22 protein-coding genes are annotated in these 25,784 nt (G+C 59.5%); 12 read left to right on the top strand and 10 right to left on the bottom strand.

All coding sequences use genetic code 11. The features are described from left to right. Positions 1–4 precede the first annotated feature (4 nt). From glgP to LOH54_RS06950, 9 genes are all read right to left on the bottom strand, one after another. The gene (glgP, locus tag LOH54_RS06910) at positions 5–1,642 is read right to left on the bottom strand and encodes an alpha-glucan family phosphorylase (protein ID WP_231018103.1); all 1,638 of its coding nucleotides are present in this window, start codon (positions 1,640–1,642) and stop codon (positions 5–7) included. Between the two features lie 5 nt (positions 1,643–1,647). After that, positions 1,648–2,913 carry a glucose-6-phosphate isomerase gene (locus LOH54_RS06915; RefSeq protein ID WP_231018104.1) on the bottom strand — a complete coding sequence of 422 codons (1,266 nt, stop codon included), beginning with the start codon at positions 2,911–2,913 and terminating at the stop codon, positions 1,648–1,650. A gap of 74 nt (positions 2,914–2,987) precedes the next feature. Then, positions 2,988–4,910 carry a 1,4-alpha-glucan branching protein GlgB gene (gene glgB, locus LOH54_RS06920; RefSeq protein ID WP_231018105.1) on the bottom strand — a complete coding sequence of 641 codons (1,923 nt, stop codon included), beginning with the start codon at positions 4,908–4,910 and terminating at the stop codon, positions 2,988–2,990. 11 nt (positions 4,911–4,921) lie between these two features. Beyond that, complete coding sequence (gene glgA, locus LOH54_RS06925; protein WP_231018106.1) at positions 4,922–6,409, bottom strand: glycogen synthase GlgA; 1,488 nt, start codon at positions 6,407–6,409, stop codon at positions 4,922–4,924. A gap of 49 nt (positions 6,410–6,458) precedes the next feature. After that, a complete protein-coding gene (locus tag LOH54_RS06930) occupies positions 6,459–7,892 on the bottom strand; it encodes a glycogen synthase (RefSeq protein WP_231018107.1) in 1,434 nt (477 codons plus the stop codon). Further along, positions 7,885–8,910 (bottom strand): galactose-1-phosphate uridylyltransferase, encoded by a 1,026-nt coding sequence (locus LOH54_RS06935; RefSeq protein WP_231018108.1) that lies wholly within the window; start codon positions 8,908–8,910, stop codon positions 7,885–7,887. The genes LOH54_RS06930 and LOH54_RS06935 overlap by 8 nt, the downstream gene beginning before the upstream one ends. Positions 8,911–8,954: 44 nt before the next feature. Beyond that, the gene (locus LOH54_RS06940; RefSeq protein ID WP_231018109.1) at positions 8,955–10,988 is read right to left on the bottom strand and encodes a glycoside hydrolase family 57 protein; all 2,034 of its coding nucleotides are present in this window, start codon (positions 10,986–10,988) and stop codon (positions 8,955–8,957) included. After that, the gene (locus LOH54_RS06945; protein ID WP_231018110.1) at positions 10,988–13,495 is read right to left on the bottom strand and encodes a sugar phosphate nucleotidyltransferase; all 2,508 of its coding nucleotides are present in this window, start codon (positions 13,493–13,495) and stop codon (positions 10,988–10,990) included. Before LOH54_RS06945 ends, LOH54_RS06940 begins: the two co-directional genes overlap by 1 nt. A gap of 89 nt (positions 13,496–13,584) precedes the next feature. After that, complete coding sequence (locus LOH54_RS06950) at positions 13,585–13,866, bottom strand: early set domain-containing protein (RefSeq protein ID WP_231018111.1); 282 nt, start codon at positions 13,864–13,866, stop codon at positions 13,585–13,587. A 178-nt stretch (positions 13,867–14,044) separates the two neighbouring features. Between LOH54_RS06950 and gatC the strand changes: the two genes are divergently transcribed. From gatC to LOH54_RS06965, 3 genes are read left to right on the top strand one after another with little or no spacing between them, the layout of a single operon-like run. Continuing rightward, positions 14,045–14,335, top strand: coding sequence for an Asp-tRNA(Asn)/Glu-tRNA(Gln) amidotransferase subunit GatC (gatC, locus tag LOH54_RS06955; RefSeq protein ID WP_231018112.1), 291 nt, complete (start codon positions 14,045–14,047; stop codon positions 14,333–14,335). Then, a complete protein-coding gene (locus LOH54_RS06960) occupies positions 14,332–14,679 on the top strand; it encodes an arsenate reductase family protein (RefSeq protein ID WP_231018113.1) in 348 nt (115 codons plus the stop codon). Before gatC ends, LOH54_RS06960 begins: the two co-directional genes overlap by 4 nt. Further along, the gene (locus LOH54_RS06965; RefSeq protein WP_231018114.1) at positions 14,676–15,752 is read left to right on the top strand and encodes a type IV pilus twitching motility protein PilT; all 1,077 of its coding nucleotides are present in this window, start codon (positions 14,676–14,678) and stop codon (positions 15,750–15,752) included. Before LOH54_RS06960 ends, LOH54_RS06965 begins: the two co-directional genes overlap by 4 nt. A gap of 93 nt (positions 15,753–15,845) precedes the next feature. Here LOH54_RS06965 and LOH54_RS06970 read toward each other — a convergent pair whose 3' ends face one another. After that, positions 15,846–17,195, bottom strand: a complete 1,350-nt coding sequence (locus LOH54_RS06970) for a class II 3-deoxy-7-phosphoheptulonate synthase (protein ID WP_231018115.1) — start codon at positions 17,193–17,195, stop codon at positions 15,846–15,848. A gap of 150 nt (positions 17,196–17,345) precedes the next feature. Here LOH54_RS06970 and LOH54_RS06975 point away from each other — a divergent pair, with 150 nt between their 5' ends. From LOH54_RS06975 to LOH54_RS07015, 9 genes are all read left to right on the top strand, one after another. Further along, positions 17,346–17,948 carry a CvpA family protein gene (locus LOH54_RS06975; RefSeq protein ID WP_231018116.1) on the top strand — a complete coding sequence of 201 codons (603 nt, stop codon included), beginning with the start codon at positions 17,346–17,348 and terminating at the stop codon, positions 17,946–17,948. After that, a complete protein-coding gene (locus LOH54_RS06980; protein ID WP_231018117.1) occupies positions 17,945–18,427 on the top strand; it encodes a Fur family transcriptional regulator in 483 nt (160 codons plus the stop codon). The genes LOH54_RS06975 and LOH54_RS06980 overlap by 4 nt, the downstream gene beginning before the upstream one ends. A 15-nt stretch (positions 18,428–18,442) precedes the next feature. Then, a complete protein-coding gene (lysS, locus tag LOH54_RS06985; RefSeq protein WP_231018118.1) occupies positions 18,443–19,972 on the top strand; it encodes a lysine--tRNA ligase in 1,530 nt (509 codons plus the stop codon). A gap of 109 nt (positions 19,973–20,081) precedes the next feature. Further along, a complete protein-coding gene (locus LOH54_RS06990) occupies positions 20,082–21,329 on the top strand; it encodes a serine hydroxymethyltransferase (RefSeq protein WP_231018119.1) in 1,248 nt (415 codons plus the stop codon). Then, entirely contained in the window at positions 21,329–21,865 is a 537-nt protein-coding gene (locus tag LOH54_RS06995) for a DUF1882 domain-containing protein (protein WP_231018120.1), read from the top strand. Before LOH54_RS06990 ends, LOH54_RS06995 begins: the two co-directional genes overlap by 1 nt. Beyond that, on the top strand, positions 21,858–22,556 hold the full coding sequence (locus LOH54_RS07000) for an SPOR domain-containing protein (protein WP_231018121.1): 699 nt from the start codon (positions 21,858–21,860) through the stop codon (positions 22,554–22,556). Before LOH54_RS06995 ends, LOH54_RS07000 begins: the two co-directional genes overlap by 8 nt. A gap of 12 nt (positions 22,557–22,568) precedes the next feature. Further along, positions 22,569–23,975 carry an anthranilate synthase component I family protein gene (locus tag LOH54_RS07005; RefSeq protein WP_231018122.1) on the top strand — a complete coding sequence of 469 codons (1,407 nt, stop codon included), beginning with the start codon at positions 22,569–22,571 and terminating at the stop codon, positions 23,973–23,975. Continuing rightward, on the top strand, positions 23,972–24,769 hold the full coding sequence (locus LOH54_RS07010; protein ID WP_231018123.1) for a shikimate dehydrogenase: 798 nt from the start codon (positions 23,972–23,974) through the stop codon (positions 24,767–24,769). The genes LOH54_RS07005 and LOH54_RS07010 overlap by 4 nt, the downstream gene beginning before the upstream one ends. Next, the gene (locus LOH54_RS07015) at positions 24,750–25,736 is read left to right on the top strand and encodes a lytic murein transglycosylase (protein ID WP_231018124.1); all 987 of its coding nucleotides are present in this window, start codon (positions 24,750–24,752) and stop codon (positions 25,734–25,736) included. The genes LOH54_RS07010 and LOH54_RS07015 overlap by 20 nt, the downstream gene beginning before the upstream one ends. Positions 25,737–25,784: the final 48 nt, after the last annotated feature.

The following is a 25,784-nucleotide window of genomic DNA, read 5'->3' on the forward strand; positions in this document are numbered from 1 at the left end:
CGTGTTACTTGTACATCAGTTCGTAGTACTCGTGGGCCATGCGGCCCGAATCGAACTTCGGAATAACATCGGACATCGCCCGCTTCATCATGTGCGTCCACTGATCGGGATGCTCATAATAGAGGGGAATGATATGCTCTTCAAGCATATCCATGAGGTTTTTGTTGTCCTCACGGTCCTGTACCTCCGTCGGGGTGCTGTGATCGATCGGCGGGATGGTAAAGGCGTTCATACCGTTGATGGCGAACTCGGGGTGCCACCCGTCATCGGTGGAGAGGTGCAGCGTGCCGTTCATGCTCGCACTCATCCCGCTCGTCCCGCTCGCTTCCCGGGAGACCCGCGGCGTATTGAGCCAGATGTCGCTCCCTTTTTTAAGCACCGCGGAGAGTTCCAGTTCGTATCCCGTCAGTACGGCCATGCGCTTGAACTGGTGGCTGATATGGATCAGCTCGTTGAAGAGGTTGACCGCGCTGGTATCGAAGGGATAAGGCTTCCCGGCCCAGATCACCTGGATGGGCTGTTCCGTCCGCTCGATGAGCGCCTTAAAACGTTCGAAATCGAGCTTGAGCAGTCCGGGACGCTTGTACTCGGCGAAACGGCGCCCCCAGACGATGGTGAGCACGTCCGGGTCGAACATTTTTCCGGTCTGGTCGGCAACGATATTGAAAAGCTGCCGCTTAAGGTGCTTTTTGCGGGCAAGCAGTTCGTAATCCTCGTGGCTGTCCAGAGCGGACTGCATCCCCTTGTCCGTCCAGAAACGGCGGTTCTGGGCATTCGTGATGGAGATGATCTCCGAGCGCCCTTTGCAGTTCGCCCACATGCGGTTTGCCACCTCTTCATGGAACTTGGAGACGGCGTTGGTCATCTTTGACGCCCGCAGGGCGCCGACGGTGAGGTTGAAGTTTTCGCCGTACTCGCCCGTGATGTTGCGCACTTCGTCCATCTCCAGGCCGTTAAAGAAGCCGAATCGATGCAGCAGGTGGATGTTGTGTTCCTCATTGCCGGCAGCTTCGGGGGTATGCGTCGTGAAGGCGACGTGCTGCTTCAGCTCTTCAAGCGAACCGTAGCGTTTGTAGAGTTCGTAAGCCAGTGGCAGCGAGTGTCCCTCATTGAGGTGGTAGACATCCACATGGTGCTTGAGCGACTCCAGCACCTTGACGCCTCCGATGCCCAGGACGATCTCCTGGGAGATACGCGTCTCCTCGTTGGCATCGTAAAGCTTGTGGGTGATGGTGCGCGCGAGGAAGTCGTTTTCGGGGATGTCCGTCGAGAGCAGGATCACCGGGGCCGAGGAGAAGATGTCCGGCGGCAGGTAGTAGGCCTTGATATAGACCTCCTCCCCGTGGATCTTCACCGTCGCGCAGATGCCGAGGTCTTTGAGGAAATAGTAGTGTTTGCGGATAAAGTTGATCTTGAGGCTGCGGTCCTCGTGCCGTCCCTGGTCGTAATAGCCGTAGCTCCACATAATACCCACACCGACCATGTTCTGCCGCAGGTCGTAGGCACTGCGCATGTGCGAACCTGCCAGGAACCCGAGGCCGCCCGAATAGACCTTCAGGGCCTGGTGAATGGCGAACTCCATGGAGAAGTAGGCGACGGGTTTGGCGTACTTGGGATCAAAATCGTAATCATGCAGGATCATTGCGATCAGCCTTTGTCTGTAAATGTTTCGTAAAGGATCACCTTGCCGAGCTCGACGCCCGGCTGGTCATAGGTATTGACCAGCAGCATCGCGCCGACGAGGGACGTCAGCAGTTCGTAGTAGATGATCATGGTACCGACGCTCGCGGCATCGATCTGTTCAATGACGATGCCGTCCGTCGGCACGCCGCTGCGCACGAGGCTTTCGCGGGTGGCGGCGCACTGGGCGTTGATGAGGGTATTGAAGCTCTTGCCGTTGATGAAATCGGTCTTTTCGATGTGCTTGAGCGAGATCTCGGGGATGACGAGCGGTGCGCCGAAATCCTCGATGCTGATAAAGGTGACCGTCTTGTCCTTCGGTCCTTCGATCAGCAGCTGCAAAAAGGAGTGCTGGTCCACTGAACCGATGAGCCCCACCGGCGTCATGCCGACGTGCGATCCCATTGCATCCACCTTGCCCAGCGATTCGCCCCAGAGCTGGACGTACCACTTGGTAAAGTTCTCCAGGTCGTTGGCGTAGGAGAAGAGGACGTTGACGGTATGTTGTCTGTCATGTTCGTAGATGAAACACGCCTTCTCCAGCAGGTGCTGCTCTTTGCCCTCGAAGAAGGAGCCAAGGAAGCTTCCCGCTCCCGCCAGCAGCGCCGCCGTGTCGTAACCCGCCAGCGTCAGCGGAATGATGCCCACGGCGCTGAGCACGGAGAAGCGGCCGCCGACGTTATCGGGGATGTTGAACTGCCCAAGGCCGTAGGCGTCGCCGAACTGCGACAGGCTTGACCCTTCGTCCGTGATGACGAAAACCCGCTCCCGATCCGCGCCGTCGAGCTCCAGACCGAAATGCGCGATCAGCGTCTTGAAAATGGAGGTCGTTTCGATCGTACCGCCGGACTTGGAGATGACGACGAAGAGCGTCTTCTCCTTCGTCAGCTTCGCCATCGTGCGAGTGATGTCGATGGGGTCGGAGTTCTCAAAAAAGTGCAGTACGCGGGTTTTGTCGCCCCGGGAATCCAGCAGCGAATCCACCGCCTTGATCCCCAGCGAAGAGCCGCCGATGCCGATGACGGCGATGTCCGTGATCGCGCCCGATGCCAGCAGGCTGTTCTGCGTCTCCAGCGCTTTGGCCGCTTCCACCAGTGTCTGGGAGCCCTCCGGAAGGTCGTAGTAGCCGATCCGCCCCTTGTGCTCTTCGGTGACGACGGCAAACGCCTCCTCCATCACCCGGTGCTGTGCCTCTGAACCCTCAAACGTAAAATCGCGATCAAAACGTAACATTATTCATTCCCCTCATTCTTATTCATATTAGTATAGCCCCATTCTGGCCGAAAAATCACCACCTGACTGCGCGACTATTGTGCAATCAGCTTTTTAAAGTAGACGACGCCCATCGGGGGCAGCGTTATCGCGAGCGAGAAGGGACGGCCGTACAGCGGCGTCTCTTCGGCATAGAGCACACCCTCACTTCCGATCTCCCACCCCTCGTAGGCCTTGGCCTGGGAATTGAAGATCTCCACGTATTCTCCTCCCTCGGGCAGCGCCAGCCGGTACCCCTCGCGCGTCTCGTCGGCAAAGTTGCAGACGACGTAGACGGTCTCGTCGGGGTTCTCGCTCTTGCGCATAAAGCTGATGCAGTTGTGGCTGTAGTCGGCGTCGTCGATCCACTCGAACCCCTTGCGCTCCACGTCGTGCAGGTAGAGCGCCGGTTCGCTGCGGTAGAGACGGTTGAGCTCCGCCATCATCTTCTGCAGCCCCTGGTGCAGCGGGAACTCCAGCAGGTGCCACTCGAGGCTGTGCCTGTAGGCCCACTCGGCATACTGGGCGAACTCCCCGCCCATGAAGAGCAGTTTCTTGCCCGGGTGGGCCATCATATAGCCGTAAAGCGCGCGCAGGTTGGCGAACTTCTGGTTCGTATCGCCGGGCATCTTGTTGATGAGGGAGCCTTTCATGTGGACCACTTCGTCGTGGCTCAGCGGCAGCATGAAGTTCTCGTCAAAGGCGTACCACATGCTGAAGGTGAGCTGGTCGTGGTGGTGCTGGCGGTAGACCGGGTCGCGGTGCATGTAGGCAAGCGTATCATGCATCCATCCCATGTTCCATTTGAACCCGAACCCGAGCCCGCCGACCTCGATCGGGCGCGTCACCATCGGCCAGGCCGTCGACTCCTCGGCGATCATCATGATATCCGGGTGCGCGCCGTAGGCCGCCGTGTTGAGCTGGCGCAGGAAGGCGACCGCTTCGAGGTTCTCGTTGCCGCCGTGCTCGTTCGGGACCCATTCGCCCTCTTCGCGGGCGTAGTTGAGGTAGAGCATCGAGGCGACGGCGTCGACGCGGATCCCGTCGATGTGGTACTTCTCCAGCCAGAAGAGCGCCGAACTGATCAGGAAGGCGCGTACTTCGTTGCGGCCGTAGTTGAAGATGATGCTGCCCCACTCCGGGTGATACCCCTGCCGCGGATCGGCGTGCTCGTACAAAGCGGTGCCGTCGAAGTTGATCAGCCCGTGCATGTCGACGGCGAAGTGCGACGGCACCCAGTCCATGATGACGCCGATGCCGTTTTGGTGCAGGGCGTCGATCAGGTGCATCAGATCCGCCGGCTCCCCGTAGCGCGCCGTCGCGCTGTAGTAGCCCGTCACCTGGTAGCCCCACGAGCCGTAATAGGGGTACTCGGTCAGCGGCATGAACTCGACGTGGGTGTAGTTCATCTCCTTGAGGTAGGCCACCAGCTCGTCGGCCAGCTCGCGGTAGGTCAGGTAGCGGTCGCTCTCCTCGACCTTCCGGCGCCAGGAGCCCAGGTGCATCTCGTAGACGCTGACGGGAGCGTCGTGGCGGTTGTGCAGCGCGCGCGTTTGCATCCATCCCCCGTCGTTCCAGCCGTAGCCGTCCAACTCCCAGATGCGCGACGCGGAGTTGGAGGGCACCTCCGCGTAAAAGGCGAAGGGGTCCGCCTTGTCGTGTACGATGTTATGGAACTTCGAGACGATATGGTACTTGTAGGTCAGGCCCGCTTCGACCCCCTCGATGAATCCTTCCCAGATCCCCGAGCCGTCTTCGCGCAGCCGGAGCGGGTGGCGCTGGGTGTCGTAATCGTTGAAGTCCCCCCGGACGCTGACGCGCTCCGCGTTGGGCGCCCAGACGGCGAAATAGACGCCGCGCGCGCCGTCGCGCTCCATAAAGTGCGCCCCCATCTTCTCATAAAGCTTGGTATGGGTCCCCTCTTTGAAGAGGTAGATGTCCATGTCACTGAACCGGGAGATATCGTAGTGGATCGTCATGTTGGCTCCGTTTATTGGTGGCGGCTGCTGCGCCGCCCGCCGATAATGCGGCAGTAGAGGTCGCCGTAGGCTTCGGCGGCGACTTCCCAGTCGAAACGCTGCTGCATCGCATTGAGACGCATCTGGTCGATGGCGTCCGGGTCCCCGTACCAGATCTCCGCCGCCCATTTGACGGTATTGCTCAGCGCATCGGGCGTCGCGAAGTCGAACTTGAACCCGGTACCGCTTTGATGGTCGTTTCCGTAATTCCGGATCGTATCGTCCAGTCCGCCCGTCGCACGAACGATAGGCAGGGTGCCGTAGCGGAGGCTGTAGATCTGGTTCAGCCCGCAGGGTTCGAACAGGGAGGGCATCAGGAAGAGGTCGCTGCCCGCCTCGATGCGGTGGGCCAGGTCGTTGCGGTAGCCGATGTAGCAGCCGAATTTGTCCGGGTACTTGGCGGCCACGTCACTGAAAAAGTATTCCGCCCACGTCTCGCCCGTGCCCAGCATCACGATCTGGATGTCCAGCTCCATCAGGTTCCAGATGGCCCCGGCCAGCAGGCCGATGCCCTTCTGCTCCGCGAGCCGTCCGACCAGGCCGATCAGCGGCACGTCCTCGCGTTCGGGGAGGTTGAATTCGCGCTGCAGCTCCTGTTTGCAGAGCGCTTTTCCGGCAAGGTCGTCAACGTCGTAGGTCTTCGGGATCAGCGTGTCGACCGCCGGGCTCCACTCGTCGTAATCGACGCCGTTGAGGATGCCGTAGAGCTTATGGGCGTTGGTGTCGATGAGCCCCTCCAGCCCCCAGCCGAACTCCGCTGTGCGGATCTCGTTGGCGTACTTGCGGCTGACGGCGTTGACGGCATCGGCGTGCACGATGCCCGCTTTGAGCAGGTTCACCCCGCCGAACTCTTCGAGTTCGTCGGCGTTGTAGTGTTCCCAGCCGACGCCGAGCACATCCATCGCCCCCTTGTAGAACTTGCCCTGGTGCTGGAGGTTGTGGATCGTCAGCAGTGTCCCGGTGTTCTCGAAGTCGGGATCGAAGGCGTAGGTCGTGTTGAGCAGCAGCGGGATCGCCGCCGTGTGCCAGTCGTTCGCGTGGATGACGTCGGGTTTGAAGCGCAGCATTTTGGCCAGCTGGAACACCGCCTTGGAGAAGAAAATGAAGCGGTTGTCGTTATCGCCGTAGGCCTGGCCGCCCTCGTCATAGAGCCCCTTGCGGCCGAAAAAGCCCTCATGATCGATAAAGTAGACGGGGACGTCGCTGCCGGGCAGCACCCCTTCGTACACGGCCGCCCACGCTTCGCCCATGCTTCCCATCGGCACGCCGAGGGAACCGTTGAGCTTTTTCAGCCCATACTTCTCGATATCAACGATGTAGTAGCGCGGCATGACAACGCGTACATCGTGTCCCAACGCGCGCAGCGCCTTCGGAAGCGCGCCCGCAACATCGGCGAGACCGCCGCTTTTGGCAAAAGGAACGGCTTCGGAGGCCGCCAGAAGAATATTGAAGGATGTCATACATTGCCTCTTGTTGGAATACGAAATGCCCCGAACACGATAAAGGAGCTCATTTTAACGCGCTCCCGCTGATTTTCCGGTACAGCGCGGTGTAGGATGCTGCGCTCCGGCGCCAGGAGACGTCCGCTTTCATATTGTGCGCCGCGACCCGGCCCCACCCTTTCGCGTCATTGAAGAGCCGGAGGGCCGCCGCAAAGGCGTCCAGGAGCGCCTCGGGGGTTGCGGCGTCAAAAGCGATCCCGCAGGGGCTCTGCGCTTCGGGGACGTAGGCAACCGGTGCCACCGTATCGGCAAGCCCGCCGACACGGTGCACGACCGGCACGGCGCCGTAGTGGGCCGCGATAAGCTGGTTCAGCCCGCAGGGTTCGAACAGGGAGGGCATCAGCAGGAAATCCGCCGCGGCGTACATGCGGTGGGCCAGCGCCTCGTCGTAGCCGAAGAAGAGGTGAATGTTCGGGTGTGCCTCCGCCGCCTTTTCGAAACGCGGGGCATACTGCGGCTCTCCCTCTCCCAGAACGGCGATATTGCACGGCAGCGACGCCATCTGCGGCAGTGCCTCGAGGAGCAGGTCTATCCCCTTCTGCCAGGTAAAACGGCCGATAAAGATAAAGAGCGGGAGTTCGGCTTCGCTGAGGCCCACTTCCGCCAGGTAGTGCTTCTTGTTTGCCTGCTTGCCCCGCGGTGTTTTATAGGGCCGAAAAAGGCTGCTGTCCGACTGCGGGGCGAAATGCTCCGCGTCGATCCCGTTCGCAATGCCGGTCACTTTGGCTCGGTGGTGCTGCAGATACCCCTCCAGACCGCAGCCGAATTGGTGGGTGAGAATCTCCTCGGCATAGGTGGGGCTGACCGTCGTGACGGCATCGGCGTACCCTATTCCCGCCTTCATCAGGTTGATCCGGTCGTAGAATTCGATTCCCTCGAGGGTGAAGTGGCGCTTATCCACCCCCAGAGCCGGGAGCGTACTTTTCGGGAACTCCCCCTGATACGCGAGGTTGTGGATCGTATAGACGGTGGCAGCCTTCAGGGTGTCGTCCTCTGCGATGATCAGTGCCGCCAGGGCCGTCTGCCAGTCGTTGAGATGGACGATGTCGCTCTGCAGACGCCGGGCAAGTTCCGTGATCGCATAGCTGAAAAGGCCGAAACGCTGCGCATTGTCGTCGTACCCCTCGCCCGGCGGGCCGTAGAGGTAATCGCGGTCGCAGAGCTGCGGTTCATAGACGAAAAAATAGGCGCGCCCTTCGAAGCGGCTCTCATAGACGGAAACGGTACGGCGCTCCTTGCCCAGCATGACGTCAAAGTAGTCCGTCGGCCCTTCGATGCCGAAGCGCTGCCGGTCCACCGTATCGTAGAGCGGCATCACCACGGTCACGTCGAAGGCGTCTGAGAGAGCCTTCGGGAGGCTGTAGCCGACGTCCGCCAGACCGCCGGTCTTTGCGAACGGGTACACCTCGCTCGCGGCGAAGAGTACACTCTGCTTACGCATCAGGTTCACCCCTCAGCAGTCTTGCCGCCGTTTCGGGGGCGACGGGGTTGATCATGACCTGCGTCGAGAGCTCGAACCCGCCGTGCCGGTAGAGCCGCGGCTGGATCCGGAGGGTAAAGCGGAACATATCGTCCGTCGTCGCATAGGGCGCCATGCCCTCGGGGACATGGAACGGGGGCGTGGCGATCTCGACGTTGAAGGCCAGGCATCCCAGCTGCCGTTCCAGCTTCGAGAGGACGTCCAGCAGCAGCGGTGCCAGGGGCTCGAAATCCTTCGGGCCGAGGGTGTCGATCTGGCCGCGCCGTTTTTCCGAGGCGATGATCACCTCGAACGGGTAGGCGCTTGCAAAGGGGCAGTATGCCGTGTAGCCCCCCTGCTCGGCGATGATGCGTTCTCCCGCCTGGCGCTCGTGGCTGATGATCGCCGCGACCAGCGGCGTGCCGTGCTCGCGGAAATAGTGGGCGCTGCGTTCATAATAGGCACGCTGCGCCTCCGGGAGGATCGGCAGGCCGATGAGCTGGGTGTGTGAATGGGGCTGGGTCGCCCCCGCATCACTCCCCTCGTTTTTGAAAAGGGAGATATAGCCGATACGGATGTCGCGGCGCAGGTCCGCCACCCGCGCCCCCAGGGTCAGGAGCCAGTCCACGACCTCCTGTTCGCTCCACTGCGTCATGGAGGTGCGGTGCTCCGGCGTGTCGATGATCACTTCGTGGGCCCCGAACCCTTCGTGGTATTCAAAAAGTCCGTAATGGTGCCGGTGGGGCGTCTCGATCTGTACGGCCTTGTAGAGGTTGGGAACGACACGGGTCTTCCACCCGGGCTCGTTAGCAAAACTCCCCTCGTCTCTCAGGGCGAAGATCTCCGGCGGCGTCAGGGATTCGTTCCCCTCGCAGAAGGGGCATTTGGCCACATGGTGGAACGCCTTGACGCGTTTGGGGATGCAGTCGGGACGGTGGAGCCGTTCGGGGGCGATGAGGACATGGACGTCGTGCAGCTTGTCGTACCGGATCTCAGACATTGCCGCCCCTTTGCATCAGATCGTGTGCCATGTGCTCTTTTTTCTTAGACAAACCAGTGCTCCGCGTAAGTTTCATTCATATCGATATGCAGCGATCCGTACCCCGGCAGCGTTTGGATGATCTCGTCGCCGTGGGTGATCTCGAAACGCAAGTGGAAAACATCGAGCCCGATGAACCCCTCGCGTGAGAGCGCCAGTTCCGGGCGCTCGTCGAAGGCGAAGGCGAGCCGCTTGTCCTGCAGGGCCTTCGCCATCGGTACCACTGCCCGCTGGCCGTTCTCTTCGATTGTCACGACCAGCATGCACCCCTTGGTGCGCAGCATCTCGGTGTCCCCTTCGAAGGCGAGATAGACTTGCTCCTCGTCGTGTCCGTAGTGGATCTTCTCGATGGGGCCGCGGACCCGGTCCATTGTCGAGTACCCCTTGCTTTCGTCGACCATGCCGCTGCCCAGCCACTCGAAAAAGCTCGACTCTTTCCCGTCGATGATCGGCGAGACCGCGCTCTGCGGGTAGGTCAGGAAGGCATCGCGCCCCTTCTGGGTGATGATCGGCTCGAAAAGATCGGCCGGGGGCTGCATCCCCAGCAGACGGTAGATGGCGATGAGGTGGTCGCGGAAAAGCGCGTCAAACTCCTCGGCGAAGTCCGTCGCGTGGTCGTCGCCGTACCACCAGAACCAGTCACTGCATTCGGCGGCCAGGAAATGGAACCGGATCTTTTCCGCCGTCTCCGGGTCAACCCCGCCCCCGTGATGGTCGGCATCGCGGCGGGTCTGGTAGATCAGTTCCCAGGCGCGGTTCTTTTCGGCGTGGCCGCTCCAGGTGTCGAAGTTGCCGTAGATCCAGCTTCCCGGCGCCAGATGCGGCAGTGTCGGCTGATCGGGCTGGAGTGCAACCTCGTTCATCGTCACCGTCTGCAGGCCGTCGCTGCTCTTCAGTCGGGCATAGAGCGCGGTGAAGAAGTCGTAGGCGTTGTTTTCAAAGAACTCCCAGGCGTTCTCGCCGTCCAGGATGACGAAGACGGTGCGCTCCGCTTTTCCCGCAGCGATGCCGCCGACGGAACGGATAAAGTGCTCCGCCGCTTCGTCCGCCGGTTTGAAACGGTAGGTAAAGCCGATGAGGTCGCTGAGCCCGTGGTCGCGGAAGCCGATGGTGACGCCGTCGAAACGGTAGGGGCTGTAGAGGTTCCCGCGCTCGTTGTTTTTGAGCGAACGGAACAGGATCTCTTCGTCCGTCGCGATCCATTTGAGACCGTGCTCCCGGTAGATGCCGACGCTGCGCTCGTCCACCGCGCCCTCTGCCGGCCAGAACCCGACCGGTTCCGTACCGAACGTCTTTTGATACAGGGCGATCGCGCGCCGCACCTGCTCCACCGCGTCCCCCTCGAGCGAGAGCGGGTTGGCCGGCAGCTGCGTGTGGGGATTGGCCTTTTTGGCGTTCCCGACATCGAGCAGCAGCGGCAGGATGGGATGGTTGTACGGCGTCGTCGAGACGGCGATCGTCCCCGCCTTCTGCAGCTGCGCATAAAAGGGGAGGATCGTTGCGACGAAGGAGGTCAGCTCCTCGAGCAGCGCATGCTTGTCCCGCTGGGAGTAGGCATCCTTCTGCGCCAAAAGCTTCTTGACCACGCTGCTGTGCTGGCGCAGGTAGTTGCCGCACCATGCCAGCATGAAGAGCAGCTGCAGCTCCAGCAGCTGGGCGTGGCTGTAATCGTCGCGGTGGAAGAGCGCCGCGTAGCGCGGCAGCGGACGGACCATCGTCTCGAACTGTGTCGATTTGCACATCTTGACCATCCAGGCACGCTCATGCTCCTCGAGCTGCTCCGTCGGTTTGATCCAGAGCGCCAAAAAGGCGTCATTGGCGAGCGGGTCGCTGTAAAGGTTCAGCTGTTCGATCAGCGGAGGGGTGACGTTGAACGTCGCCTTGAGCCCCGGGAACCGCGTCAGCAGCCACGGCATCTCGTAATAGTCTTTTATCGCGTGCAGGAAAACCCACGGCATCGTCATGACACCGCTGCTGTCCCGGTAGTCGGGCTGGTGCATGTGCCAGATGAATGCGAGGTTCAGCGATGCTCTGCGCATTAGACTGTGGCCCACTCCGCGATCTTGGCGGTATATTCCGAAAGGATCTCCTCGCCGCGTTCATCCGATTCCGCCTGGATATAGAGGTTGAGACTGTCGTTGTACTGGTCCGGGATCATCAGGATCCAGTCGTTGGCATCGAGCCATATCTTCACCCCGTCGAGGGTCGACGCGTCTTTGCCCTTGGCATCCTCGAGGAAGCGGCGCATCATCCTGCCCTTGTGGGACTGGCTGCACGGCGCCTGGGCCGCGCGGTAATAGAATTTCGGCAGCGATGCGATCAGGTCGGAGAGTTTGACGTCGAATTTGATCATCAGCTCCAGGATCTTCAACGTCGCGAACATACTGTCGCGGTGCGTCGCGAAGGCGGTAAAGGCGAAGTTCCCCTCCCCCGTCGCCACCAGGTCGTACTGGCGCATCTGCTCGGATTTGAAGTTCGCGTACTGCCCCCGTTCGATCTCCAACGCGTCGAAGTAGACGATGTCCGCCGCCCAGGTGGGCAGGAAGACTTTCATCTTCTCGCCCCGTTCGCGCGCCTCCATGTTCAGCAGCGTCAGTACAATATAGAGTGCCGTCTGCTTCTCGAGCACCTTCCCTTCGTCGCACACGATCTCCAGACGCTGGCCGTAGGGGTAGACCAGGAAGCCCGCATCGAGTTCCATAGAGGTGATCACGGCGCTCAGGTCGCTGACGGAGCGCTTGACGAGGGAGTTGATGTTCGCGAGGCGCTTCTCATCCGCATAGGCGTTGAAGATGATGTTATCCACCTCCATGTCCCGCAGGATGTCCGGATAGACCTCGTACCCCATCCCGTGCATCACGTCCACGGCGATCCGGTACCCGCCGCGCTTGAAGAGGTGGGTATCGAAGAGGCGTTCCATCTGCTTCTGATAAGCGGCATACTCTTTGGCGTGGTCTGACTCGAAGATCTGGCCGATCTGGGAGAAGTCCACCCGGCGGAAGGTCTCTTTGAAAAAGGCCTTCTCCACTTTCTTTGCCACCTCGTTGTTGATCCGCAGCGCTTCATGGTTGTAGAAGGTGATAACCGTACTGGTCGGATCGTCGATCTGCTGGCGGAAGTAGACGCCGGCGACGACCCCATTGTCCATAGAGAGACTGCAGCGCAGGACCGAGGAGGGAATGCCGTTGTAATCCTTGACGTTGACGCCGGACGAGAGCAGGCCCCCGACGAAGGCGCGCTTGAGCATCCGCGATCCCTTGTTATAGTCCCGGGCCATAACGACCGTCGAACCGATAGGCAGCTGGGCGCCGAACGCCTCGGCAAGCTTCGTCGCCATCTCACAGGAGAGTTCGACGTTGGATTTCCCGATAACGTAGCCGTTCTCGAAGATGGAGTTCTTGTAGCGGCTCCCGAGGATGACGCTGCGGCTGACGATGGCGGCGTCCTCGATCACCTTGTGCGGCCAGATCGTGACATCTTTTTCGACGGTAACCAGCTGGCCGATCTCGCACTCTTCGGCCAGGATCATCCCCGCCTTCGCCGTGACGTTCTTGCCGATCTTGTTGTCGTTGCAGATGACGCAGCCGTCAAAGAGGGCATGTTTGTCCACTTGGACCCGCTCCCACAGTACGCTGTTGCGCACCTTGCTCTCTTTCCCGATCTCGCAGTCGTCGCCGACGACGACGTTGTTCAGCTTCGTCCCCTTGCCGATCGTGACGTTTTTGCCCAGGACGACCGTCCCGATGATTTCGACGCTATTGTCGAGTTCGTAGGGCTCGTCGCTGAAGAGCACGCCGTCAGGGTACTGCCGGCGGACCGGCGGCATCGAAACTTTCACCCTGCCCCCGAGGATATCCTCGTAGACATCGCGGTAGCTCTCCGGGTTGCCGACGTCGCGCCAGTACCCTTCGGCATTCCCGGCCATCAGGGGCACCCCTTCGCGCATCAGCAGCGGGAAAAGATCTTTGGCGAAGTCGAAGTTCTCGTTGCTTGGGATATAGGAGAGGATCTCCGGTTCGATGACGTAGATCCCCGTATTGATCGTGTCGCTGAAGACCTCGCCCCAGCTCGGTTTCTCGAGGAACTTCTCGATCCGCCCCTCTTCATTCGCGATCACCACCCCGAACTCCAGGGGGTTTTCGACGGACGTGAGCGTAATCGTCAGCTTGGAATCTTTCTGCGCGTGGTAATCGAAGATCTTCTTGAAATCGAAATCGGTCACCAGGTCGCCGCTGATGATGATGAAGTTGTCGTCGCCGATATGCTCTTCGGCCAGCTTGACCGCCCCCGCCGTCCCGTAATCGTCGTCGGGCAGCACGTAGGTGATATTGATGCCCAGGTGGCTGCCGTCTTTGAAATAGTCCCGAATGACATCGGGCTTGAAGTAGAGCAGTACGATAAACTCGGTGATCCCGAGCTCCTTCAGGGTCAACATCGTGTGTTCCATCATCGGACGGTTCACGATCGGCAGCATCGGCTTCGGACGCGAATGGGTTAACGGCTGGATCCTCGTTCCAAACCCACCTGCCATTACAACGGCTTTCATACACTCTCCTCACAATTAAATCGACCCCTCCGTTTAACGACCGGTAAGGCAGTTACGTCGTCCTTAGTGCATTATAATTCAAAGGGCATTCAAAGCTCCAGCAAAGCGTTGTCGCTGCCGAACGGAGAAGGGACGCAGGTACAGTCGCTCTCCGCCATCCAGACGCCATCGCCGCCTTTGTAACCGAATTCAAATGAGGTGCCGGCGGGCAAGACCTTTGTCAGATAAAACTCGCCGTTCTTCTTCTGCTTCATCGGCTCGTCCGACCAGCCGTTCCAGGCGCCGCACAATGCGACCGTTTCCATCTCCGTTTCAGGAGACACCGTAAACGTAACCCAGACCTTTTGTCCGTTTTGTTTTTTTCTGATCATTACCCACCTCTTATGTTTTGAAATGTGCGTAAAGGATTTTACTACAAAATAGTATGCAAAACAGATTACAAAGTGATTGCAATTTAATCAATCCTCCCTGCTGCAGGGTCAAAGCAGCCCTCAGATTCTAAGTATCTTTTCGCTACAATTAATATCATTACGTCAAAAAAGGTATGCCATGCAAATCGACGACGCCCTGTTAAGCCGTCTGGAAAAACTCTCAATGCTCAAAATCGATGAGGCCCATCGCGAGGAAGTGATCGGCCAGCTCAGCGAGATCGTCTCATTTGTCGACAATCTTAGCGCGCTTGACACAACAGACGTTCCCGACACCTTCGCCATGACCGCGAATGCGACGCAACTGCGCAAAGATGTTCCCAACTGTGACACCGCCGTCAACGACGACATCCTGGCGCACGCTCCGCACAGCGACGAGCACTTCTTTATCGTTCCGAAGATTATCGAATGATCACGGTCTACGGCATCAAAAACTGCGACAGCGTCAAAAAGGCCCTCGCCTTTTTCAAAAAGCACGCCATCGACTACACCTTCGTGGATTTCAAAACGGATCCCGTCGGCGAATCGGACGTCGGCCGCTGGCTGTCGCAGGGTGCCGAAATGCAGCAGCTTTTCAACACCCGGGGCACGACTTACCGCACCCTGAAACTCAAAGAGCTGAACCTGGATGATGCCGGGAAACGCACCTGGCTCACCAAAGAAAACCTGTTAATAAAACGCCCTGTTGTCGAAACCGGAAATCATGTTATAATCGGTTTCAATGAACCCCTCTACGAAGGAGAATTTCTCTCATGAGTCAGACCCTGGATATCCGTAAACTGTTAAAGAGCGTCGTTGCCTACAATGCATCGGACCTTCACCTCGTTTCCCGTTCCGAACCGCAGATCCGTATCGACGGGCGCCTTGTCGCACTGAACCTGCCCATCCTCGACGGCAAAACAATTGAGGACATGTCCTACTCCCTGCTGACCGAGAAACAGAAGAAAGAGTTCGAAGAGCATAACGAACTCGACTTCGCGATCCTGCTCCCCGAAGTCGGCCGTTTCCGTGCGAACTACTATAAGACGATGGGCGATATCGCCTGCGCCTTCCGTATCATTCCGATCGAGATCCCGAGCCTGGACGATCTCAACGCCAAGCCTATCTTCAAAAAAATCATTAAACGCGAAAAGGGGCTGATCCTCGTCACCGGCCCGACCGGTAGCGGTAAGTCCACCACCCTGGCCGCGATGCTCAACGAGATCAACGAAACGGAAAACCGCCACATTATCAGTGTCGAGGACCCGGTCGAATTCGTCCACCAGAACAAACAGTGTCTCTTCTCCCACCGTAACGTCGGGACCGATACCGCCAACTTCGCCAACGCGCTCAAATACGCGATGCGTGAGGACCCCGATGTCATCCTTGTCGGGGAGATGCGTGACAAGGAGACCATCGCCGCGGCGCTCACCGCCGCCGAGACCGGTCACCTCGTTTTCGGTACCCTGCACACCAACTCCGCGCCGCAGACGATCAACCGTATCATCGACGTTTTCAGCGGGGACGAGCAGCCGCAGATCCGCGCCCAGCTCTCCACGTCCATCATTGCCATTATCGCCCAGGCGCTGCTGCCGCGCCTCGGCGGCGGCCGTGTCGCTGCCCAGGAGCTGATGATCAACATCCCGGCGATCGCCAACCTGATCCGCGAAGACAAGGTCCACCAGCTCTACTCGCAGATGCAGCTCAACCAGCAGGAGACCGGCATGGTCACCCAGACACAGGAGCTCTTCGACCTGGTGCGCAAACGCGTCGTCTCCAAGCAGGACGCTATCCAGTGGTCCAACCGCCCCGACGAACTTATCAAGGCGCTCGACGCCGCCGCGCTCTAAGCGCACTGCTCCGCACATCCCCGCTCGGGGAAAAATCACTAACTACTTTTCTTGAAATTGTCTAGTATATGAAGGTTGCCGCAGCGCGTAAGGTTACGCGCGGGCTGCTTTGAGGGTATCGGCGATGAGGAACGCCAGTTCGAGGGACTGGTCCGCGTTGAGGCGCGGATCGCAGTGGGTGTGGTAACGGCTGTTGAGGTCCTCTTCCGTGATCTGGAAGGCCCCGCCGAGACACTCGGTGACGTTCTTGCCCGTCATCTCCAGATGAACGCCGCCGCCGTAGGTCCCTTCGGATTTGTGGACCTGGAAGAACTCTTTCATCTCGGTGAGGATGTCGTCGACGCGGCGGGTCTTGTAGCCGTTGCCGGACTTGATGATGTTGCCGTGCATCGGGTCGCAGCTCCAGAGCACCTTTTTGCCTTCGCGCTCGACGGCACGGATCAGCTCCGGCAGGTGGTCACCGACCTTGCCCGCTCCCATGCGCACGATGACGTTGATACGTCCCGCTTCGTTCTCCGGGTTGAGCGTATCGCAGAGTGTCAGCAGGTCTTCGGTCGTCATGGACGGACCGGCCTTGAAGGCGAGCGGGTTTTTAACCCCGCGCAGGAACTCCACATGCGCGCCGTCGACCTGGCGGGTACGGTCGCCGATCCAGAGCATGTGCGAGGAGACGTCGTACCAGTCGCCCGTCAGGGAGTCTTGGCGGGTAAAGGCCTCTTCGTAGTTAAGCAGCAGCGCTTCATGGGAAGTGAAGTAGTCCGTTTCGCGCAGGGTACGGTAGCTCTGCGACGTCACGCCGCACGCTTCCATAAAGCGCAGGGACTGCTCGATCTGCCCCGCGAAGGCTTCGTACTTCTCGGACATCTCCGTCTGCTTGACGAAATCAAGGTTCCATTTGTGCACCTGGTGCAGGTCCGCCATCCCGCCCGAGGCGAAGGCGCGCAGCAGGTTGAGCGTCGGGGCCGCCTGGTGATAGGCGTGGATCATGCGCTCCGGGTCCGGGATACGCGCTGCCTCGGTGAACTCGATGCTGTTGATGATATCGCCGCGGTAGCTCGGTAACGTGACGTCGCCGACGGTTTCCATGTCCGAGGAGCGCGGTTTGGCGAACTGCCCGCCCATGCGTCCCACTTTGACGACCGGAAGGCCGCTGGCGAAGCTCATGACAACCGCCATTTGCAGCATCACCTTGAAGGTGTCGCGGATATTATCGGCATGGAACTCGGAGAAACTCTCGGCGCAGTCGCCGCCCTGGAGCAGGAATGCCTTACCGTCGGAGACCTGAGCCAGCTGGGCCTTGAGATTGCGCGCTTCGCCCGCGAACACCAGCGGGGGATAACGCCGAAGCTCGGCTTCAACCCGTTTCAGATGATCCTGATCGGGGTATGTCGGTTGCTGCTTGATCGGAAAACTTCTCCAGCTCGATGGTGACCAGTTGCTCATAGCTCTCTATACCTTATAATCAATTTTGGGTGGGAATCATACATCAGGAAGCTTTAACAGGGGGTTAATAACGCGCTCCGGGCACTTTGTCAAGCTTTTTTTAGTGAGAGTTGTTTATAATTCTTCTCAATTTCAAAACGGGCGTTCTGAATGGATTTCAACTACTTCGACCTGGTCGTCTCCGTCATCATCCTGCTGCTTGGCCTCAAAGGCATTCTCAACGGCTTCTTCAAAGAGCTTTTCGGGCTGATCGGCATCATCGGCGGTATCTTTGTCGCTTCGCGTGTCAGCGGCGAGGTCGGCACCTTCCTCAACGACAATATTTTTCATTTCGACAGCCCGTCACTTGTTGCTTTTTCCGGCTTCCTCCTCACCCTCGCCCTCTTCTGGCTCGTCATGGTCGGTCTGGGGCACCTTTTCAAACGCCTGGGTGCCGCCAGCGGGCTGGGGGCGCTCGACCGCATCGCCGGCTTCGTTTTCGGGAGCGGGAAGTTTTTCCTGATCGCGGCCGTCATCGCCTACGCGCTCAACAACGTCGTCACGATACGCGACAACATCAAAGAACCCCTCGAGGGGAGCATCCTCTTCCCGATCCTCGTTGAGACGGGCAGCTATATCATGCACCTCGACACCGAGAGCCTGAAGCCCGAACCCGCCCCGGCAAACGAGACGAACGACACCGGGATCTCGCTTGAAAAGGCCGGCGAGATCATCGATACGGTAAAATCGCAGTTGAAGGAGAAGACGCAATGAGCCATGAAAACGACTTTACCGCGAAAACGATCGAGTACGAACAGCTCCTTGAGGACTTCAAACATCTGCTGAAAAAGAACGGCCTGAAGTTCACGATCCAGCGCGAAGTGATCCTCGAGACGCTCTACAACTCCGACGAACACCTGACCCCCGAAGCGCTCCACAAGAAGATCCAGGAGAACTATCCGGACCTCAAAACGGGGATCGCGACGATCTACCGCACCCTGGGGCTGCTGGAGAACGAGGATATCGTCACCTCCCTCTCCTTCGGCGCCCAGGGCAAAAAGTACGAACTGGGAGCCAAGGAGCACCACGATCATATGATCTGTACCGAGTGCGGCTCCATCACGGAGTTCGTCGACGCGGAGATCGAGAAGCGGCAGCACGCCATCGCCGACGCCCTTGGGTTCCTGATGAAGGACCACTCCATGCAGATCTACGGGGTCTGCGCCGAATGCCGGAAAAAATTAAACATCTAACAGAGGAGATCGCTATTGTCTTTTTTTGACAACAAATATATCCAGCAACGTATCGAAAAAGCCGAAGCGCTCAAGGCGGCGGGCATCAACCCCTACGCCAACGACTCGGCCCGCAATACGACCATCGACAAATTCCTGAACGTCAACTCCGACCTGGCGCACAGCGAAACCAAACGCGACGAGAACCGCCGCTACTGCGTGGCGGGACGCATCAAGTTCTTCCGCGTCATGGGGAAGGCGAGCTTCGTCAAGATCGAAGACGAGAGTGCGATGCTGCAGATCTACGTCACCCGCGACAACCTGCCGGAGGGCTTCTACAACGAGGTCTTCAAAAAGCAGATCGAGGTCGGCGACATCATCGAGGTCGAGGGCTTCCCCTTCGTTACCAAACAGGGTGAGCTCTCCCTGCACGTTGACGCGCTCAAACTCCTGACCAAGGCAATCGCGCCGCTGCCGGAGAAGTTCCACGGCCTCACCGACAAAGAGATGCGCTACCGCCAGCGCTACCTCGACCTGATCATGAACAGCGAAGTGCGCAAGACCTTCAAGATCCGCAGCCAGATCATTTCGCTCACGCGCCGCTTCTTCGAGGACAAAGGTTTCCTCGAGGTCGAAACGCCGATGATGCACCCCATCGCCGGCGGCGCCAACGCCAAACCCTTCGTCACACACCACAACGCGCTGGGCGTCGACCGCTACCTGCGTATCGCCCCGGAGCTCTACCTCAAGCGCCTCATCGTCGGCGGTTTCGAGGCGGTCTTCGAGATCAACCGCAACTTCCGCAACGAAGGGATGGACGCGACGCACAACCCGGAGTTCACCTCCATCGAGTTCTACTGGGCCTTCAAGACCTACAAGGACCTCATTGCGCTGACGAAGGAGTACTTCGAGTACCTCTTCGACCATCTGAACCTGCCGACGCTGCTGCCCTACGGCGAGCTGGAAGTCGATTTCTCCAAGTTCACGGAGATCCCGCTTGTCGACTCGCTGAGCCAGATCGGCGGCGTACCGGAGATCATCGTCCACGACAAAGAGAAGATGCTCGTCTACCTGCGTGAAAACGGCTTTGATGTGAGCGACACTCTCAACGTCGGCCAGCTCCAGGGCGAGATGTTCGACGCCTTCGTCGAGGACAAACTGATCAACCCGACGTTTATCACCATGTACCCGGTCGAGATCTCCCCGCTGGCGCGCCGCAACGACGCGAACCCGGCGCTTACCGACCGTTTCGAACTCTTTATCGCGGGGCGCGAGATCGCCAACGCCTTCAGCGAGCTCAACGACCCCATCGACCAGCTCGGCCGTTTCGAGGGGCAGCTCGAAGCCAAAGCCGGCGGCGACGAAGAGGCACACGAGATGGACGAGGACTTTGTCCGCGCGCTCAGCTACGGGATGGCACCGACCGCCGGCCAGGGGATCGGCATCGACCGTCTCGTCATGCTGCTGACCAACGAGCACTCCATCCGCGACGTGCTCCTGTTCCCGGCGATGAAGCCGCTGAAACACGAAACCAATCAATCCAGCGATGGAGATGAGGAAGAGTAAGTGCGGTTTATACCTGAAGGTACTTCCTTCGGTCGTCTGCACAGTGTTAACGTAGGCTGCGGGACTTTGTTCCGAAGCCGTATTTAATTCAAAACAAAAGAGGAAAAAAATGAGCTTTCTGCAAGAGTTTGACAACGAAGTCTATGCCCTGTGTGAAAAAGAGCTGGAGCGTCAGACCGACCACCTTGAGATGATCGCTTCCGAGAACTTTACCCTGCCGGCCGTCATGGAGGCGATGGGTTCCGTATTTACGAACAAATATGCCGAGGGTTACCCGCAAAAACGTTACTACGGCGGTTGTGAATTCGCTGACGCCGTCGAACAGCTGGCCATCGACCGCGCCTGCGAACTCTTCGGCTGCAAGTTTGCCAACGTCCAGCCCCACGCCGGTTCCCAGGCCAACGGTGCCGTCTACGCCGCGCTGATCAAAGCCGGCGACAAGATTCTCGGGATGGACCTGAGCCACGGCGGTCACCTGACCCACGGCGCGAAGCCGAGCTTCTCTGGCAAGAACTACCAGAGCTTCACTTACGGTGTCGAACTCGACGGCCGCATCAACTACGAGCGCGTCATGGACATCGCGCGCATCGTCCAGCCGAAGATCATCGTCTGCGGTGCTTCAGCATACGCCCGTGAGATCGACTTCAAGAAATTCCGTGAGATCGCCGACGAAGTCGGTGCGATCCTCTTCGCGGACATCGCCCACATTGCCGGCCTTGTTGCCGCCGGTGAGCACCCGAGCCCGTTCCCGTACGCGGACGTTGTCACGACAACGACGCACAAGACCCTCGCCGGCCCGCGCGGCGGTCTCATCATGACTAACGACGAAGATATTGCGAAGAAGATCAACTCCGCGATCTTCCCGGGCCTGCAGGGCGGACCGCTGGTCCACGTCATCGCCGCCAAAGCCGTCGGTTTCAAATACAACCTCTCCGAGGAGTGGAAAGCCTACGCGAAACAGGTCAAGTCCAATGCAAGCGTCCTCGCCGACGTCATCATGAAACGCGGCTACAAGGTCGTCAGCGACGGTACGGATAACCACCTCGTCCTCGTCTCCTTCCTCGACCGCGACTTCAGCGGTAAAGACGCCGACGCGGCACTGGGGCGTGCGGGCATCACCGTTAACAAAAACACCGTCCCGGGCGAGTTCCGCTCACCCTTTGTCACTTCCGGTATCCGTATCGGTTCCCCGGCGCTGACATCCCGCGGCATGAAAGAGGAGCAGTTCGAGATCATCGCCAACCGCATCTGCGACGTCCTCGACGATATCGAGAACGAAGCCAAGCAGGCCGAGATCAAAGAAGAGCTCAAAGCCCTCGCCCAACAGTTCGTCATCTACTCCCAGCCGACGTATTGATGGACAGAGAGGCCCGTTTTTTCGAAGGGATCGTGCGAAACCACTACTGGCAGAAGATGCCGGAGGTGGCCGAGCAGATCCCCTTCGGGAATCGCACCTTCTTTTCAAAATACAAACACATTGACGCCCCGCTGAGCGATGCGCTGATCAACGCGCACCGCGCCGGGCAGCTCACCCTGGCCCATCCCCTTGTCGACGATGACGGTAACGTCCCTTTTATCGTGATCGACTACAACGGCGATGCGGCAAAGCACTTCTACCACCATGCGGGAAAAGTCCTTGCCGCCCTGGGCTACGGGGAGCTGATCACCTTTCAGTCGGCCACTCCCCAGCACCTGCACCTTTACATTCCCTGCGGCAACGCTTTACAACAGGCCGTTGAAATGGGTAAAATCATTTCCCAAAAACTGGAAGAGAAAATGAACCGGCAATGGCGGGTCTTCCCGACCGATACCCTGCCCGACGCCTACAACATCATCAATCTTCCCTACGCCCTGTTTACACCCGGCGGCAGCAAAGGAGCCCAGCATGCCTGACGAACACCACAACGAACTCAACGATATCATCCTCAACCGGAGCGCGCGGGACGGTACCCGTAAGAAGATGCTTATCGGAGTCGGTACGCTGGTGGTCGTCGCCATCGTCATCATTGTCATCATGGGGCGCATGAGCGGTTCCTCGCCCGTGCAGGTGGCCCACCCCGAAGTTGTCTCCCAGCCCGTTGAGGAACCGGTAACACCTCCGGAATCCGTCAACGCAACGGCCGAAACAGCCGAGGTGCCTGAACCGGCCACACTCCCGGCAGCCGTCAACGAACCGGCCGCCGCCCCCGACGTTGCCAATCCGGTGCCGATCGAACAAAGCGACATCATCGTCATCGACGAAACGGAACCCGAAGTCGCACCGCAGCCGAAACCGGCGCCCGCACCGGTCGCAACGCCCAAACCGACCCCGACGCCTACACCGACAGTCGCCGGCCATCCGGCACCGGGCGACATCTATATCCAGGTCGGATCGTTCAGCCGTTACAAGCCCAACCGCACCTTCCTGGACAACATCAAGCGCAGCGGCTTTGAGTACACCTTTCACCGCGTCGTCATCAACGGCGCTGCGGTCAACAAGGTTCTCGTCGGTCCGTTCAAAAGCCGCAGCGACGCCAAGGCGCGTCTGCAGGACGTCCGCCGCAAGATCGAGTCCGGCGCGTTTATCTATACCATCAAACCGTAAGAAGCGAGAGTTATGTTCCACCATACCCAGTTTATGCTCGATCAGTTCGCACCGATCGCGCTCTACCAGAAACTCAAAAACGCCTTCGCGGACGAGATCACCTTCCTGTTCGAGAGTGCCGGAAGCAGCGGCGGCAAGAACAGCATCATCCTGATCGGCGCGCGCGAGCGGCTGCAGTACCGCGAGGGCGAGACCCGCTACACGAACGGCGCGGGCGAAACCGACGTGTCGGCGACCTCCCCCTTTGATTTTCTCAAATCCTACTATGCCGCAATAGACACCGCCCCGTACAAGGCAGTCTGCAAGAGCCTCGACATCGGCTACGCCGACGGCTTTATCGGTTACATCGGCTACGACATGGTCAAGGTGTTCGAACCGGTACTGAAAAGCTACATGGAGAAGCTCGACGACCCGATGCAGGTACCCGACCTCGACCTGATCCTGCCCAAGCTCGTCGTCGTCTACTCCCACCAGAACCACAAGGTCACCCTGCTGACGACCCTGGATGCGATGGCGGAGCGCTTCGGCACCCTCGAGGCCGAGATCAAGGGCGAGTACGACTACACGCCGCTCGTACCGATGCATAACGACGAAGGGGGCAGTTTCGCCTTTACGAAGGAGCGCTTCTTCGAGATGGTGGCGGACTCCAAGGAGATGATCAAGAGCGGCGACGTCTTCCAGATCCTGATGACGAACCGCTACACCCGTAAAGCGAATGTGGACCCCTTCAGCTTCTACCGCATCCTCCGCACCAAGAACCCTTCGCCCTATATGTTCCTGATGGAGTACGAGGATTTCGCCATCGTCGGAAGCTCACCGGAGGTCATGGTGCGCCTGCAGGAGAACGAACTGCTGCTGCGCCCCATCGCGGGTACCCGCAAACGCGGTGACACCAAAGAGCGCGACCGTGAACTCGAAGAGGAGCTGCTGGCAGACCCCAAAGAGCTGGCCGAGCACCTGATGCTCATCGACCTGGGACGCAACGACATCGGCCGTGTTGCCAAGACGGGGACAGTCAAGGTCGAGGACATGATGCACATCGAGCGCTACTCCCACGTCATGCACATCGTCAGCGACGTCACGGCCGAACTGCGCGACGACAAAGATATGTTCGACCTCTTTATGGCGACCTTCACCGCCGGGACCATGACCGGGGCGCCGAAGATCCGCGCGATGGAGCTCATTGCACAGTTCGAAGGGCTCAAGCGCGGCTTCTACAGCGGCGCCATCGGCTACTTCGGCTTTGACGGGAACATGGATAGCGCCATCACGATCCGTACCTCCCTCGTCAAACCGGGCGAGGTGATCCTTCAGGCGGGCGCAGGCATCGTCGCCGACTCCCAGCCCGAACTCGAATACCTCGAAGTCCAGAACAAACTGGGCGCGCTGATGAGCTCCCTGGAGGACCTGAAGTTTTGACCCCCTCCCTCTTCGCCATCTTCGGCGATCCCGTCCACCACTCCCGCTCACCGCTGATGCACAACCACGTCTTCAAACGCCTGGGGTTCCCCGGCTGCTACACGCGGGTACACCTTACCGACGGCACCAAGCTGCGCAAAACCTTCTTTGACCTTGGGCTTCGGGGCGCAAACATCACCGTGCCCCACAAAGAGGCCGCCTTCAACGCCTGCGACGAGATCCGCGGTTTCGCCCGGGAGGTCGGCGTCGTCAATACGATCATCAACGAAAACGGGAAACTCATCGGCTACAACACCGATGCCGACGGTTTCCTCTTCGCCATCCGCAACTTCGACAATGTCAACGACGTGCTGATCCTCGGCGCGGGCGGCACGGCCCGCGCGCTGGCCTCGCGGCTGCGACAGGAGGGCAAGAGCGTCCATGTGCTCAACCGCTCCGCCGGACGCCTCGCCCCCTTTGCCGACGACGGCTTCGCGACGATGACCTGGGACGATTTCACCCCCAGAGGCTACGACCTCGTCGTCAACACGACCTCGGCCGGGCTCGAAGACGACAGCCTCCCCGCCCCCGAAGCCCTGCTGCTCCCGCTGCTGCAGCAGAGCCGCTACGGGGCCGACGCCATCTACGGCAAGGTAACGCCCTTCCTGGCGCTTTGCGCCGATAACGGCCTCAGTGCCATCGACGGCGCCGAGATGCTCCTGGGCCAGGGGGTCCTGGCCAACCGCCTCTTCACCGAAGAGCGCTACAGTGCCGAGTCCATCGAAGAGGTAATGCGTGAAAGTTTTGACTTCTAAGCGCGCTGCCGCCCTCCTGCTCCCCCTGCTCGGCAGCACCCTCTTCGCCTACAGCGACTGCGCCTTCCGACTGGACGCCTACGAAACCATCTGCAAAAAGGCCGTCTCCAAGGGTGTCAGCATCGACTACGCCAACCGCTACCTCCTCGACCCCCAGACCGCCCTGCGCGACGGCAAAAGCCTGCGCCTCTTCAGCCCGAAGATGATCACGGTGCACCATGCCAACGAAAAACGCGCCAACAATGCCCTCGTCACCTTCGTGCCGACGATGGTCGAGAACCTGCGGCAGTATCGGGCCGTCTACGACGAGGCCGAACGGCGCTTCCACGTCAACCGCGAGGTCATCGCCGCCATCCTCGCCAAAGAGACCCGGCTGGGACGTTTCGGCTCAAAGCACGACGCCTTTACCGTCTTTAACACGCTCGTACGCGAACTCCCGGCTAATACCCCGCGCAACAAGGGGCTCCTCGCTATGGCCGAGCGCAACATCGTCTCACTGATGGACTTTTGCTACGCCAACGGCATCGCGCCGGCCCAGTGCCGCTTCAAAAGCTCCTACGCCGGGGCCGTCGGCATCCCCCAGTTTATGCCGCAGAACTTCTATCTCATCGAGCGTTACGGCGAAGGGACGGGCGACCTGGAGCGGATGGAGGACGCCATCCTCTCCACGGCGCGCTTCCTGAACGAAAACGCCGCGTTTAAAGCATTGATCGACTGGAAGAAGTTCCCGGAGATGCCGACGGTGGAGTCGGCATGGTACGACTACGATTTTGCCAACGACAACGCCTCGTTCGCCTTCGACAAAGGCCGCAACGGCCATACCTACAACTGTTTCGCCTGCAAAAAACCGGAACTGGATGACCTCGCCGGCTACGTCAAAAAGATCATGCGCTACAACAACTCAAGCAACTACGCCGTCGGTGTGCTGCGGCTCGCCTACGACGCCCACCTTCTTTTAAACAAATAATACGGTATCCGGGCAAAACAAGGGTACCGCTCGCGTAGCGATGTTTCA

The sequence above is a fragment of the Sulfurimonas sp. HSL-3221 genome (assembly GCF_021044585.1).
Lineage (GTDB): Bacteria > Campylobacterota > Campylobacteria > Campylobacterales > Sulfurimonadaceae > Thiomicrolovo > Thiomicrolovo sulfuroxydans.